Genomic DNA, 15,044 nt, shown 5'->3' on the forward strand with positions numbered 1-15,044 from the left:
ATGTCTAAATTATTGGAGTGGTATTTCATGATTTACTCAAACTGCTATAATTTTAACTTAATAATCCATAAATAAGTTAAAAAACTAGTACTTATGGTAATATACCATGTAAAGACAATAAGATTTACTTAATCAATCACCTCTATTTGAATTTAATTTGTAGGTAACTAATCAAAATACCAAACAATGCTAGCAGGGATAGATTATTTCATAGTAATAGCCTATATAATAGGAATGTTATTACTAGGGCTTTATTTTAAAAAATTTGTCAATAGTTCAGAAGATTATTTTCTTGGAGGTAAAAGTTTACCCTTTTGGGCAATTGGAATGTCCATTGTAGTATCGGATATAGGGGCACTCGATTTTGTGGGTGTTTCTGGACAGGCATATAGATATGGTATTTCTGTCGGTAATTTTGATTGGGTCGGTTCTGTTCCGGCCATGTTATTGGCGGCATTTATTTTTATTCCCTATTTCTGGCGAGGGGGTATGTATACTATACCGGAATATTTAGGTAGAAGGTATAATCAAAAGGTAAGGACTATAGCTTCGGTAACCTGGATTTTGTTTTTTGCATTGGATTTGGGTGTACTTTTTTGGGCCAGTGCGGTTCTATTAAACGTACTTATGGGTTGGCCCATATGGATATCTATTATTTCCACCGCCGGGGTAGTCGGACTATATACGTATTTCGGGGGTATTACCGCAGTAATAATGACCGATGTCGTACAATTCGTCATTATGTTCATTGGTGGGTTTGCCTTGGTTTTTCTTAGTCTTTACGAAGTTGGAGGTTGGGACAATATGGTCGATAAGATAGCAACAATGGGACCTGAGTATAGAAACCATTTCGATATTATTCAACCACAGGATACGAAATCGCCCTTTCCGTGGACGGGAATTTTATTTGGTCTAACCTTCGTTATGGCCAATGCTTATATGATAGGCAACCAATCTATAGTACAACGCTGCCTTACCGCCAAAAACGAATGGCACGCCAAGGCAAGTATGATTTTTGGTTCTGCCTTAAAAATGTTTATTCCTATATTGGTATTGTTCCCTGGTCTAATGGCTGTAGTGGTTCATCCTGGATTGGCAGATGGTGATCAAGCGTTGCCAATGATGATCAAATCGATCTTGCCTCCTGGATTGGTCGGACTTATGTTCGCAGCATTTTTCGCGGGCCTTATGTCCAGTGTAGATTCGTTGTTAAATTCCACGGCTACCTTATTTACTAAAGATATTTATGAGCCTTTTATTAAAAAAGGTGCCGATGACAAACATTATTTAAAAGTAGGGCAAATTACAACCTTGGTTTTATTGGTTATTGGGGTTGCTACCTCGCCAATAAGTAGTGATTTTCCTGGTATTTATGTTGCCATACAAACCTTTATGTCCTATTTCCAAGGGCCGATATTCGCAATACTATTATTAGGTATATTCTGGAAAAGAACTACCGAATGGGGCGGACTTTCAGCATTGGTCATAGGAATTGGATTTGCGATTTTCTTAAATGTATTTAAAGAGCGATTCTTCACTATTGAGGATCCGTTTCTTTATATTTCCTGGTGGTCTTTCCTATTAGGATTTATTATTAATGTAACGGTTAGTTTGCTAACCAAGAAACATACAGAGGAGCAATTGCAAGGCCTGGTGTTTAGTTCTAAAATTTTAGTAAAAAATAAATCACTGTAATATGTTCAATTTTGACTGGCTTTCCGGTGTTTCGCAAGAAACTGCAAAAATGATATTTCTTAGTTTGTATGGAGTAATAGGTCTTTTGGTGCTATTGCTGCCCACTGAGTATGTTTACGAGGGCATAGCAAAAGAAGATCGCCATTGGTGGAACAATTTAAAACTATGGTCTATTGCCGTGCTATCTATTTTGGCATCGATCTATTATCATTTTTAACCCCTTAATCCAAAAAATATGGAAACAGATGAAATAAATGCGGGAATAAAGGCCGCCCAAATTAACAACGCCCTTGGGTTTTTCATTATAACTTTTGGGGTTATTGTACTTTTTGCAATGATCTACACCGAAACCTTTGTGGAACATATGACAGATATGGTTGCTGGCTTGATACTAATATCTATTGGAGGAGGTATGATGTGGAAGGCAAAAAGTAACATAAAGAAATTGAAAGCCAAGCAGGAATAATAAAATATATAGAATGCATAGATCCGTCAAAATAGACTTATCTGATAATTGGAGAATTCAGAGTTCAAATAAAGTTTCGGAAAAAGGGGATGAAATTTCTACCAAGCCCTCAATTTCCAATAATTGGTTGACCGCTAAAGTTCCATCTACCGTTTTGAGTACTTTGGTGGCCAATAAGGTCTATGAAGACCCTTATTTTGGGGAGAACCTAAAGTCGATCCCAACAGAATTGTTTAAAGTGCCATGGTGGTATGCCACTAATTTTGAACTTACTCAGGATCAAGCTGCTAATTTTGGAAGTTTAAATTTTGACGGCATTAATTATAAGGCCAATGTATGGTTAAATGGGAAGCTAGTAGCCGATACCAAAGCTATAGACGGGGCTTATCGTATAACTACTTTTGACGTAAGTGAATTCCTTGTCAGAGGCACCAATGTACTGGCCATTGAAGTAATTCCTCCCAAACCTGGTGATTTTAGTATAGGCTTTGTAGATTGGAATCCTGCCCCACCAGATGGGGATATGGGTATTTTTAGGCCTGTAACCCTTCATCTACATGGTGGGGTGCAAATTGAAAAACCCTTTGTACAGACCAAGGTAAATCTTGATACCTTGAAAGAGGCCGATATAACTGTTTCGGCAGAATTGATCAATTATTCCAATACTGCAGTTTCTGGAGATTTAATAGGCACCATAGGTGCCGCGGTATTCAAGAAAAACATAAACTTAGCACCAAATATAAAAGAGCTGATCACCTTTGACAGTAAGGAGTTTGTGGGTCTTAATTTTAAGGAGCCAAAACTTTGGTGGCCCATTAATTTGGGGAATCCCGATCTGTATGATCTGGATTTGAAATTTGTCGCCAATAATGAGGTTTTGGATGAGACCCAGATGAGATTTGGAATTCGCCAAATAGAGGATTATTGGTTAAATGATATACACCGCGGTTATAAAGTAAATGGACAAAAGGTATTGATCAAAGGCGGCGGATGGACAGACGATATGCTTTTGATGGATACGGATGAGAGCATTGAAGCACAGGTGAAGTACGTAAAACAAATGAATCTCAATTGTATTCGCTTGGAAGGTTTTTGGGGAAAAGACCATAAACTGTACGACCTATGTGACGAACATGGAATTTTATTAATGGTAGGATGGAGCTGTCATTGGGAACATGAGATCCATATGGGCGTGCCCGTAAATGAACGTTTTGGGGGGGTATATAAGCCCGAAGACATAGCACATGTTGCCCAAGCCTGGGAGGATCAGGTTATATGGTTGCGAAATCATCCAAGTATCTTCGTATGGACGGTTGCCAGTGATAAAGTCCCCATAACGGAATTGGAACAAAAATATATAGATTCTTTCGCCAAATATGACCCCACAAGGCCATATTTAAACTCTACGGGAGGTGTGGGCAGTGACCAACATGTTATAGGGAGTGAAGATGTCATTAGTGAGATCAGTGGGTCATCCGGAGTAAAAATGTTGGGACCCTATGCCTATACCGCACCAGTATACTGGTTTACGGATACCAAATTTGGTGGAGCTTATGGCTTTAATACAGAAACTGGCCCCGGGGCCCAAGTTCCCCAATTGGAAAGTTTAAAAAAGATGTTTCCCGAGGAGCAATTATGGCCTATTGGAGAAGCCTGGAACTATCATTGTGGCCGGTATGAATTTGCCGATATAAGTAGATTTACAAAGGCCATTGAGGAAAAATATGGAACACCAAGTTCTTTGGAGGAATTCGATAAAAAGGCACAGGCTATGAACTATGAGCTTATGCGCCCTATGTTCGAAGCTTTTCAGGTTTATAAAGAGAGATCAACAGGTGTTGTCCAGTGGATGTTGAACGCGGCTTGGCCTAAAATGTACTGGCAATTGTATGATTATTACTTAAATCCTACAGCGGCATTATATGCTACGCAAAAGGCATGTTTGCCCTTAAGTCTGATATACAATTATGGGGATAAACATATTTATGCGGTTAGTGACCTTATAAGTCCAGTAGAAAATTTGACGGCCCATATTCGAGTTTATTCCATAGAATCGGAAATACTCTTTGAAGAAAAGGTCGCCTTTGATATGGCATCGGATTCATCCAAATCTATCATTGCATTGAATGAATTGAAAGGTCTAACAACTACCTATTTTGTAGATCTTCGTTTGTTGGATAAGAAAGGGGACGAAATCAGCAATAATTTTTATTGGCTCTCCACAAAAGAAGAGGTTTTGGATTATGAGGCCGATTTGGGACCATTTGCGTTTCACACCCCTAGTAAAGTTTATGCAGACTTTAAACAGTTGAATGAGTTGCCCAAGACCAAGTTGGAGGAATCACATTATTTTGAGCAAGATGGAGAACACCAAAATATTAAGGTGGAACTTAAGAACAACAGCGACCATATAGCGTTTTTAATCAATCTAAAAGTTGTGGATAAAAAGAGCGGGGAACTTATACTCCCCATTTTTTGGGAGGACAATTTTATTAATTTACTCCCCGGGGAAGAACGGATGGTGTGTGCTAATTTTAAAGGGACTTCGGCCGCAGATTTGAAGGTGGAAGGTTGGAATATATAGTAACCCTTATTAGTTGCCCATTTCTTAGTTTGGATTGCTTAATTTTTAATCATTGTTATTATGCTAATTTGGACAAAATATGCACTTGCCTGTACCCTTATAATATCAGGTTGGTCCAGCAGGGAAAAGGTCAAGGAAAGTAAATTGGAAACAACAGCTAAGCACCCTGCCATTGCCGTTGAAGAGTACATTTATGAAATAGGCCATGGGCTAACACCCCAATGTCATGCTCCGACCATTGAATTCAGCAATGGAACACTTGTGGCTTCCTGGTTTGGGGGAACAGAGGAAAAAAACAATGATGTAGGCATTTGGGTTTCTAGAAAAATGAATGGTATTTGGACAACCCCGGTTGAAGTGGCCGATGGCATAGAGGAGGACGGAGTTAGATATCCATCTTGGAATCCAGTACTATTTAAGCCTAAAAACAAGCCATTGATTCTCTTTTATAAGGTAGGCCCCGATCCACTATATTGGTGGGGAATTTATAAAACCTCCGAGGATGATGGTCTTAGTTGGTCTGCGCCCAATAAATTGGCCGAAGGTATTTTAGGCCCTATAAAGAATAGACCGGTTACCTTGTCCAATGGGGATATTTTATCTCCTTCAAGTACCGAGAGTGAAACTGAGGGCCATAAAATTTACTTGGAAAGGAGTGTGGATTTTGGTAAAACTTGGACTAAAACTGCTCCTTTGAATGATGGAAAGACATGGAAGGCCATACAGCCGGCGATTTTGGACCATGGTAATGATACCATTCAATTATTAAGTAGAACCTATCAGGGGGTAATTGGCCAAAATTGGTCCTATGACGGTGGATTTAGCTGGAGTGAAATGACGGCAACAGGACTTCCCAATCCTGACTCAGGGATAGATGCCATTACCTTGAAAGATGGACGGCATATATTGATCTACAATCCAACCAGTATAGAATCTGAGGATAGGGTTCCCTTGAGCGTAGGTATTTCCAAAGACGGCGAAACTTGGAAAAGGGTGTTGGATTTAGAGCCGTTAACGGCGACAACCGATAAAAAGGGGGAGGAATATTCTTACCCTACCCTTATTCAAACCCCAGACGGATTAATACATATTGTGTATACCTGGAACAGAAAGACCGTTAAACATGTGGTATTGGACCCTGAAAAATTATAAACGAATTCATTCTATAACAACCATTAAAAATGAAAAAATTAGCAATAAATGGAGGCTTGGCCAGTCGTGATATTAATAAAAGTCCTTGGCCAAAATGGCCGGTATGGGGAAAAGAGGAGGAAGTTGCCCTGATTGAGGTACTTAACAGTGGGGTATGGTCCTACAACGGACCAAAGGAAACAGAATTTAATAGACTTTTTGCCGAATATACGGGAGTTAAACATGCCATTTGCACGGTAAACGGAACCATAACTTTGCAAATTGCCTTGGAAGCCTTAGGTATAGGTGTTGGGGATGAGGTTATTGTCCCAGGCTTAACCTGGCAGGCCACTGCCGCTACCGTAATAGATGTAAATGCCACTCCTATATTGGTGGATGTTAGTGAAGATAACTGGTGTATTGATCCAAAGGAAATAGAAAAGGCCATTACCCCTAGGACTAAGGCTATCATTCCGGTACATTTATATGGAGCCTTTGCCGATATGGATGCGGTTATGGCAATTGCCAAAAAGCATAATCTTTATGTTATTGAGGATTGTGCCCATAAACACGGTGGGGAATGGAATGGTAAAAAAGCGGGAAGTATTGGGGATATTGGTAGTTTTAGCTATCAATTGTCCAAACATTTGACCGCTGGGGAAGGTGGATCGGTAACCACTAACAATTCTGAATTGGCCGATAAATTGGATGCACTTAGAAACTGCGGTAGAAGACCCGAGGCGGATGCCTTTGAAGGAGTGGATAAGGGTGCCGGGGATTATGGAGATGACGACGGTAATTTTATTCAGTCAGGAAATCTTAGAATAACAGAATTCCAGGCTGCAATCTTAGTAGAAGGGTTAAAACGTCTGCCAGAACAAAATGCCAACAGGGATGCCAACGGGGAGTACTTAAATGCATTGCTTGATAAAATCCCTGGGGTGGCCCCAATTGCACGTGATAAAAGGGAAACTAAAAAGGCTTACTTTAATTTTGCTTTTAGGTACTATAAAAATGAATTTAAGGGCTTGCCCATTGAAAAATTCAGAAGTGCTTTGGAGGCTGAATTGGGAATCGTGGTGGATGCCAGTTATGAACCCTTGAACAATTGTTCTTTATATGTGCCACATACAAAACCTTCCAGACATAAATTAAACGATGCCTATTGGAAGGCCATTGATCCAAAACGATTTTCATTACCCGTCTGTGAGCGTATTTTTAAGGAAGAATCGGTTTGTGTACACCACAAGGTGCTAATGGGAACTAAGGCAGATATGGACTTGGTGGCCGAGGCTATAAAAAAGATTTATACCCATGCCGAGGAATTGATGGATTAAGAGTGTTTATTAGCCTTAAGGCAGATTAAATTATAGAAAACATTAGATTAAAATTATGAAATTACCTATAATTCTTCTTATTCTATTTACTTGTTTTAACCCTGTTTTTTCTCAAGATTCAATGGAGGTGTCGGACAACTACGGTTTACCACGAAAGGGAATTTGTGCCCATAGGGGAGCAAATGAAACCCACCCTGAGAATACTTTGGCAGCATTTACGGAAGCTATTCGGTTAGGTGCGCAGATGATCGAGTTTGATGTCCGAATGACAAAGGATAATCAATTGGTGATTATGCACGATGAAAAGGTAAACAGGACCACCAATGGCCGTGGACTGGTGAAGAATCTTTCATTGAGAAAAATAAAAAGGCTGGATGCGGGGAAATGGAAATCCAAAGAGTTTAAGAAAGAAAGGGTTCCCACCTTAAAGGAGGCCTTGGATATTATGCCGAAAAACATCTGGCTTAATATCCATTTAAAAGGGGACGAAAAATTGGGTGCGGCAACAGCGGAAGCTGTGATAGCGTCAGGTAGAACCCACCAAGCTGTTATTGCCGTAGGCAATGAAGCTGCAAAAGGGGTAAGGCAGGTAAGCAACAGCGTTATGATATGCAATATGGATCGTTTAACTTCTAGGGTGGATTATATTGATGGGACCATAAATAATAATTTTCCCTTTATCCAATTAAAAAGTAGTATGGACGATGAAAATCTGCTGGCAGATTTGAAGAAGCTGAAGGAAAATGGAATCAGCATCAATTATTTTCACTCTGAAGAAGAAGGTCGGGTGAAGGAATTATTGGATGCTGGGATCGATTTTATTTTGACCGATAATTTGTCCAAAATGCTTCAAGCCTTTGATAAACTCAATTTAGCTCCAGCTGTGGACCCAAAATAATATAAGTAATTCAAATGAAAAAAATTAAAATAGCCCTTATTGGCGCAGGATTTATATCTGATTATCATGCTCGTGGACTTCAAACGCTGTCTAATGTGGAAATTGTGGCCGTAGTGTCCAAAAACCTAGATAACGCCAAAAAGTTTGCCCTTAAGTACAACATTAAAGAGGCGCTGAACGATATTTCATCCCTTGTTAATAGGGATGATTTGGATGCCGTAATTATTAGTACCCCAAACCAATTTCACGCCCCTTATGCCATAAGGTTCTTACAAAATGGTAAGGATGTTTTTCTTGAAAAACCCATGGGAATGAGTGGTGATGAAGGTAGACAAATAGCGGAGGTGGCCAAAAAGCATAACCAATTGGTAATGGTTGGGCATATGTGGCGTTTTGATACCGATACCCGTTATATCAAGGAAACCGTTGATTCAGGAACTCTCGGCAAAGTGTTTAAGACCAAAGGTTACGGAATACATGAAAATTGGGGCCCGTCTGGCTGGTTTACCAAAAAGGAACTGGCAGGTGGAGGAGCCTTAGCCGATATGGGGGTACATGCCATTGACGCCGTTAGGTATATTTTGGGAGACCCCAAACCTGCTAAGGTATATGCTCGAATTTCTACGGAATTTGGCGATTATGATGTGGACGACACAAGTATTTTGGTCATTACATGGGATAATGGCGCGGAAAGTATAATAGAAAGTGGATGGTGGCATCCCCATATGGACGGACCGGAAGCCAGTACCAGTTTATTCGGGACTAAAGGTTACGCCAATCTGTTTCCTACATTTTTAAAAATGAAAGATGGGGAAGGCTCCATAACAACAGTGCCTGAGCTTCCAAAAAGGGAAGATCATTGTGACCAGATAATCTATACCCGTCAAATGGAGTATTTTGTGGATTGTATCGAAAATAGGCAACAACCGGTTCCTGGACTTTTGGAAGGACAAATGGTGCTGGACATAGTTGATGCAGCTTATAAATCAGCAAAAACGGGCGAGGTTGTAAATCTAATTTAAAACCCAGCATATTCTCAATTCTAACACAATGACTTTTATAGGCTTAAAGGACAGTATCGAAAACATCATTTTTGACCTTGATGGCACCCTCTGGGATCCCATGCCAATGAGTATCAAGGCTTGGCATACAGCACTGAATGGGTTCGATTTTATTAAAAATCCGATTTCCAAGGAAGATATACAGGGTATTTTGGGAATGCAGCACGATTTGGTAGGAAAGAAGCTGTTTCCTTATCTTAACGAAGGGCAGCAAGCTGAGGTCATGAACAGTTGCTATGTACAGGAGGTAAATGATATTAAGGAATCTGGGGGTGTGTTGTACAATGGATTGGAGGCAACCTTAAAGATTTTAGGGGAAAAGTATAATCTTTTTATAGTCAGTAATTGTCAGGCTGGTTATATCGAGGCCTTTTATGAATACCATGGTTTGGGCGCCTATTTTAAAGATTTTGAATGTTCGGGAAATACGGGTATGTCCAAAACCGAAAATGTAAAAATGGTCATTGAAAGAAATACACTTGCCAAGCCAATATATATAGGTGATACCCTTGGGGATTATACTGCTGCCGAAGGGAACCGAATACCATTTATTTACGCCAAATACGGTTTTGGGGAGGTCCCCAAAGCAGAATACACCATCAATACAATAGAAGATTTAAAGGATTTATTTTAATCCGCACCTGTGTATAAGGCATTCTCCCTTCGATGGAGTCCCCTATTTGGCGGAGTTGCACATGCAACGGTTTGTAAAAGTTTCTTCAGTCTTATTACTAGCTAGCAAGTTAAATACCCAATTAATGATTATGTTGAGCTACTTGTGTGATTTCTCCCTGTTGGTCGAAATGACCGTAGTAGTCACTTCGACAGAGTCCCCTTTTTGGGGACGATGAGAAGTCGCACATATTTGGCGGTACCACTATTAGGATTTCTCCCTTCTGGTACCGATGACTAAAACAAAAAAGCACCTCCCTTTGGCCAAAGGGAGGTGTCTTCGCCTAAGCGAAGACGGAAGGATCTGAAATCCCAAGCATGTGGATATAGACAGAAGACGGAGAATAGGCGAAAATTAGACTTCAATCTCTTTTCTTTCCCCGCCAAGGGGCTGTGCAATTCATTCCCCCTTCGTTCCAAGAAGAGAGTCAGTAGATGTTGCGCCTAAAAGGAGTTTTGGACTGCCCAACAGATGGGTGTGGTCCCTTTGACAGAGTCCCATTTCGAGGACTCCCGATGGTTAGCGGGAGAGAAGTCGCCAATAATGGTTTTGGCAAGGTGCCCAAAGCGGAATACACCATCGATACAATAGTAGATTATGGGCTTTTATTTAATACCTAAATAGGTCGGATTTAGCAATCCAAATTTCTAGGATAAAGTCTATTTTTTTAGCTATTGGATAGCACAATTAATATCTGCCCATGCAATTTAAATAGTTGATTCTAATGCTTTGGATCCGTATATTTGAATTTCCCTCTAAAATTTTGACAATGTTTTTTAGCAGAATAAAGGTTCTGATTTTAATTTGTGCGCTGGGCGGTTTAGGTATTTCATGTGGCAGATCACCACAGTTCTCTGAACCTCTGCCTAAAGTGGTGGATTTTAATTTTCATGTAAAACCCATATTGGTACAGAATTGTTATTTGTGCCATGGCCCAGACCCTAGTAGCAGAAAAGCAGAATTGCGATTGGATACCTACGAAGGCGCCACTGCTGCCCTAAAAGAAGGAGGTCACGCCATTGTTCCGGGGAAGACTTCCAAAAGCCATATGGTACAGCGGATTTATAATGAAGATCCAGGTATGGTAATGCCACCACCGGAGACCAATCTAAAACTTACCGAGAGGGAGAAGGCTTTATTGAACAAGTGGATAGATCAGGGAGCCGAATGGAAAGATCACTGGTCCTTCATTAAGCCGGAGACGAAAATTGCGTTATCGGACCCTAAGGCCATCGATTTTATAATAGAAAAGAAACTAGATGAAAAAGGGTTGGAAAAAGTACCCCTTGCCAATAAAAACTCACTTATCCGAAGAGTATCCTATTTACTTACCGGCTTACCTCCAAACCCTAAAGAGGTTCAAGAATTCCTTTCGGACAGCAGTAGTGTGTCTTACGAAAAATTGGTTGATCATTATCTGAATTCATCGGCCTACGGAGAAAGATGGGCAAGACATTGGATGGATTTGGTGCGGTATGCGGAAACAAAGGGCCATGAGTTTGATTATGCAATTACAGGTGCCTGGAAATATAGGGACTACTTGATAAGGGCGTTCAACGAGGATGTGCCCTATGATCAATTCCTTAAGGAACACATTGCAGGGGATTTAATGCAAACTACTCGGGAAAATAAGGAAACCGGGGTTTCGGAATCTAGGCTGGGAACTACTTTCTATGTTATGGGTGAAGGCACCCATAGCCCTGTGGATGTGCGCCAGGACGAGGCAGATCGTATAGATAATATGATCGACGTTACTACCAAGACTTTTCAGGGGTTAACGGTTTCCTGTGCAAAATGTCACGACCATAAATTTGACCCCATAACTGCAGCGGATTATTATGCCCTATATGGGGTAATGGAAAGCACAAGGTTTTCTCCCGTTCCTGCCGATGTAAGCAAGAATAAGAAAATAGCGGCCAAGGAAATAGAAAATCTTAACTCCTATATGCGGAAGTTGGTGGCCGGAAAATGGGACAAGGCCAAAAACAGCTATGAAAATACTGATCACGCCCAGAACACAGCAGTAAACACAAATGAAGAGGCATATACCGTAATTGGCGATTTTAGAGGCCGGGATTTTGATGGATGGACAAGTGATGGATTTGCTTTTGGGCCTAGGTCTACATTGGGCAATCCCATAGTGGATCCGGCCACAGGAAAATTGCTTGGTTTGGATGAAGGAAAAGCCTCTAGCAGGGCAATAGGGATGGGGGTTTTTGGCGCTTTACGATCTCCCAATATTATCTTGGACAAAGATTTTGTTGGAGTAAGGGCACTTGGAAAAAACAGTAGCATCAGAATAATAATAGACAATTTTCAATTGATCCAAAATCCGATTTATGGTGGAATAAACAAAAAGGTGAATACGGGGGAATGGAATAATTTTGTTTTTAAGGTAGCGGCATGGAAGGGTAGAAAGGCATATATTGAAATTTTACCGGGTGCTTTTGAACGCCATAAGTACGATCTACAGGAGGATGCTTTTATTGAGGCACAATACGCGGTGACTTATGATGGGGAATGGCCGTCGGTTTTGGAAAAGAATATCACCACACAACAGCCACAGGATAATTGGGCGTCCCTGGATATATCTCCTTCCAAAGTAACAAGAGTTAATAATGATTTGAAGAAAGGAAAATTACCTTCGCATTTCCCTGAATTGAAATCGGTTGTGGATAGCAGCCAACAGCTGGCCAAAAGTTTAAAAACCGAAGCCTTTGTCAATGGGATATACGATGGTTACGGAATCGATAGCCCCATTTTTAATAGAGGTAATTATAAAGAGCCCTCGGAAGAACATATTCCCAGGAGATTTTTATCGATATTGTCATTGGGCGATTCCGTATTTAAATCTGAAGGAAGTGGACGTATGGAGTTGGCTGAGGTAATGTTGAATGAAGATAATCCCTTGACTTCTCGCGTCATGGTAAACCGGATTTGGCACCATTTGTTCGGCAAGGGAATTGTAGAGACCGTTGATAATTTTGGTCTACAAGGAAAATTACCATCCCACCCGGAACTGTTAGATTACCTAGCCGTTAAGTTTCAGAAGGAAGGATGGTCCGTTAAAAAATTGATCAGGGCAATTGTTACATCAGAGACCTTTAAAAGGAGTACTTTGAGAAGTGATGCGCTGGCAAATACGGATCCCAACAATATTTATTTGGCCTCTTTTCCCGTAAGAAGATTGGAGGCAGAAGCTATTCGAGATGGAATATTGGCTGTTTCCGAAAGTTTGGATTCCACCATGTACGGAACACCTGTGGCTACCCATTTAACAGCGTTTATGCAGGGAAGGGGTAGGCCGAGGAAATCGGGACCTATAGATGGGGAAGGGCGAAGGAGTATTTATTTGGAGGTACGGAGAAATTTCTTGGAGCCTATGATGACAACCTTTGATCGTCCTATTCCCTTTAGTACTTTTGGCAGTAGGAACGTTACCAATGTGCCTTCGCAATCATTGATTTTAATGAACGACCCATTGGTTGCACAGCAGGCCGAAATTATGGCCGGGAAATTAATGGAAAAGGGACTGGACGGTTTTGAAGAGAAAGTACAGTGGATCTATATGCAGACTTTTTCGCGTTTGGCAAGTTCGGAAGAACTAAAAAAAGCTTCTGATTTTTTTGAGATGCTGCGGAGTATGGGAGAAAAAGAGGATGGTATGGAGAATCAAGAAATGGAACTCTGGAAAGAGTATTGTCATAGTATTTTTAATTTAAAAGAATTTATATACCTAATCTAATGAGCCATCATCACAATACTAAACCAAGAGTAATTTCTCGTCGGGAAATGTTGGGACTATCGGCTGGGGGCTTCGGTTCATTGGCATTAATGAGTCTGTTTGGCACTATACCATTGGGCTGTAAAAGGCCAGGATCTCTTGAATCGGCTTCCAATCTTTATTTAGGACCACATTACTTGCCCAAGGCGAAAAATGTCATCTTTCTCTATATGGATGGCGGTGTTTCGCAAGTGGACTCCTTTGACCCCAAACCCCGCCTAGCCAAGGAGAACGGTGAGGATCCAAGAAAGAAATTTAAAGTAGATGCCACCCAGTTCGACAATGTGGGCAAGATATTAAAAAGTCCCTGGGATTTTAAACAATACGGAGAATGCGGTATGCCGGTGAGTGATCTGTTTCCACATATTGCCACCTGCGTAGACGACATTGCTCTAATACGATCCATGGTATCCAATTTTCCGGAACATACCAATGCCAATTATTTTTTACATACTGGTAGTGGTTTACAGGGACGCCCAAGTATGGGTGCCTGGATGAACTATGGATTGGGGAGCGAAAATAAAAATATACCTGGCTATGTTGTTCTGGACGGAGGGCTGGTTCCTCCAGGAGGATTGGACAATTTTAAGAATGGGTTTTTGCCGGCATCCTATCAGGCTTCTGTTTTTAAGGCTGGTCCAGAACCTGTAGCCAATATCAATCCAAGGGAAGGCATTAAAAGTCTCCAGGAGGAAAAGCTACAATTTATTAAGCAATTGGATAATAGTTTAATTGGGAAAATTGGAGAGGCCGATGCCGTGGAATCTGCCATTTCCAATTATGAACTTGCCTATAAAATGCAATCCTCCATTCCAGAACTCACCGAGTTTAAGGAGGAAACTGAGGCCACCAAAAAATTGTACGGTATGGATTCGGATGACCCTAATTTGAGGGGATATGCCTCTCAATGTATTTTGGCCAGAAGGCTTATAGAGCGGGGCGTTAGGTTTGTAGAACTTACTTGTCCCAATGTTGGTCCAGGTGTTGATAGGTGGGACCAGCACAGTAATTTAAAAAAAGGCCATGAAAAAAATGCCCATGCGGTAGATCAACCCATAGCTGGACTCCTTAAGGATCTTAAATCGAGAGGTTTGTTGGAGGAAACATTAGTGGTCTGGACTGGAGAGTTTGGCCGTACCCCTTTCGCACAGGGATCTGACGGGCGCGACCATAATCCGTCCGCCTTTAGTATGTGGATGGCCGGAGCAGGAGTAAAGGGAGGAACTATTTTTGGCAAGACCGATGAATATGGTTATCGGGTAATAGAAAACGAAGTAACCGTACATGACCTACATGCTACCATTATGCATTTGCTGGGAATAGATCACAAGCAATTGACCTTCCGTTTTGGAGGTCGTGATATGAGGTTGACAGATGTTCATGGTAACGTAGTGAAGGATATTTTAACCTAAATA

11 protein-coding genes are annotated in these 15,044 nt (G+C 40.9%); all 11 read left to right on the forward strand.

Annotated elements, in window-relative coordinates; translation table 11 throughout:
- Nucleotides 1–186 precede the first annotated feature (186 nt).
- Complete coding sequence (locus MWU78_RS13950) at nucleotides 187–1,695, forward strand: sodium:solute symporter family protein (protein ID WP_246998731.1); 1,509 nt, start codon at nucleotides 187–189, stop codon at nucleotides 1,693–1,695.
- 1 nt (nucleotide 1,696) lies between these two features.
- The gene (locus MWU78_RS13955; protein WP_246998733.1) at nucleotides 1,697–1,912 is read left to right on the forward strand and encodes a hypothetical protein; all 216 of its coding nucleotides are present in this window, start codon (nucleotides 1,697–1,699) and stop codon (nucleotides 1,910–1,912) included.
- A gap of 18 nt (nucleotides 1,913–1,930) precedes the next feature.
- Nucleotides 1,931–2,161: a hypothetical protein gene (locus MWU78_RS13960; protein WP_246998735.1), complete on the forward strand. Its 231-nt coding sequence runs from the start codon at nucleotides 1,931–1,933 to the stop codon at nucleotides 2,159–2,161.
- Nucleotides 2,162–2,174: 13 nt separating this feature from the next.
- Nucleotides 2,175–4,745 carry a glycoside hydrolase family 2 TIM barrel-domain containing protein gene (locus MWU78_RS13965; RefSeq protein WP_246998738.1) on the forward strand — a complete coding sequence of 857 codons (2,571 nt, stop codon included), beginning with the start codon at nucleotides 2,175–2,177 and terminating at the stop codon, nucleotides 4,743–4,745.
- 60 nt (nucleotides 4,746–4,805) lie between these two features.
- On the forward strand, nucleotides 4,806–5,897 hold the full coding sequence (locus tag MWU78_RS13970; RefSeq protein ID WP_246998740.1) for a sialidase family protein: 1,092 nt from the start codon (nucleotides 4,806–4,808) through the stop codon (nucleotides 5,895–5,897).
- Nucleotides 5,898–5,926: 29 nt separating this feature from the next.
- A complete protein-coding gene (locus tag MWU78_RS13975) occupies nucleotides 5,927–7,213 on the forward strand; it encodes a DegT/DnrJ/EryC1/StrS family aminotransferase (RefSeq protein ID WP_246998742.1) in 1,287 nt (428 codons plus the stop codon).
- Between the two features lie 55 nt (nucleotides 7,214–7,268).
- A complete protein-coding gene (locus tag MWU78_RS13980) occupies nucleotides 7,269–8,111 on the forward strand; it encodes a glycerophosphodiester phosphodiesterase family protein (RefSeq protein ID WP_246998744.1) in 843 nt (280 codons plus the stop codon).
- A gap of 14 nt (nucleotides 8,112–8,125) precedes the next feature.
- Nucleotides 8,126–9,133, forward strand: coding sequence for a Gfo/Idh/MocA family oxidoreductase (locus MWU78_RS13985; RefSeq protein WP_246998746.1), 1,008 nt, complete (start codon nucleotides 8,126–8,128; stop codon nucleotides 9,131–9,133).
- A gap of 28 nt (nucleotides 9,134–9,161) precedes the next feature.
- Nucleotides 9,162–9,806: an HAD family hydrolase gene (locus MWU78_RS13990; RefSeq protein ID WP_246998748.1), complete on the forward strand. Its 645-nt coding sequence runs from the start codon at nucleotides 9,162–9,164 to the stop codon at nucleotides 9,804–9,806.
- 808 nt (nucleotides 9,807–10,614) lie between these two features.
- A complete protein-coding gene (locus MWU78_RS13995) occupies nucleotides 10,615–13,590 on the forward strand; it encodes a PSD1 and planctomycete cytochrome C domain-containing protein (protein WP_246998750.1) in 2,976 nt (991 codons plus the stop codon).
- Nucleotides 13,590–15,041 (forward strand): DUF1501 domain-containing protein, encoded by a 1,452-nt coding sequence (locus MWU78_RS14000; RefSeq protein ID WP_246998752.1) that lies wholly within the window; start codon nucleotides 13,590–13,592, stop codon nucleotides 15,039–15,041. Before MWU78_RS13995 ends, MWU78_RS14000 begins: the two co-directional genes overlap by 1 nt.
- Nucleotides 15,042–15,044: the final 3 nt, after the last annotated feature.

Origin of the sequence: Arenibacter sp. F26102 (assembly GCF_023015865.1) — a bacterium.
Classification (GTDB): domain Bacteria; phylum Bacteroidota; class Bacteroidia; order Flavobacteriales; family Flavobacteriaceae; genus Arenibacter.

Bases quoted from the DNA above. Each gene is read 5' to 3' on its own strand.
- MWU78_RS13950 (WP_246998731.1), top strand. From the start codon at position 187: ATGCTAGCAGGGATAGATTATTTCATAGTAATAGCCTATATAATAGGA.
- MWU78_RS13955 (WP_246998733.1), top strand. From the start codon at position 1,697: ATGTTCAATTTTGACTGGCTTTCCGGTGTTTCGCAAGAAACTGCAAAA.
- MWU78_RS13960 (WP_246998735.1), top strand. From the start codon at position 1,931: ATGGAAACAGATGAAATAAATGCGGGAATAAAGGCCGCCCAAATTAAC.
- MWU78_RS13965 (WP_246998738.1), top strand. From the start codon at position 2,175: ATGCATAGATCCGTCAAAATAGACTTATCTGATAATTGGAGAATTCAG.
- MWU78_RS13970 (WP_246998740.1), top strand. From the start codon at position 4,806: ATGCTAATTTGGACAAAATATGCACTTGCCTGTACCCTTATAATATCA.
- MWU78_RS13975 (WP_246998742.1), top strand. From the start codon at position 5,927: ATGAAAAAATTAGCAATAAATGGAGGCTTGGCCAGTCGTGATATTAAT.
- MWU78_RS13980 (WP_246998744.1), top strand. From the start codon at position 7,269: ATGAAATTACCTATAATTCTTCTTATTCTATTTACTTGTTTTAACCCT.
- MWU78_RS13985 (WP_246998746.1), top strand. From the start codon at position 8,126: ATGAAAAAAATTAAAATAGCCCTTATTGGCGCAGGATTTATATCTGAT.
- MWU78_RS13990 (WP_246998748.1), top strand. From the start codon at position 9,162: ATGACTTTTATAGGCTTAAAGGACAGTATCGAAAACATCATTTTTGAC.
- MWU78_RS13995 (WP_246998750.1), top strand. From the start codon at position 10,615: ATGTTTTTTAGCAGAATAAAGGTTCTGATTTTAATTTGTGCGCTGGGC.
- MWU78_RS14000 (WP_246998752.1), top strand. From the start codon at position 13,590: ATGAGCCATCATCACAATACTAAACCAAGAGTAATTTCTCGTCGGGAA.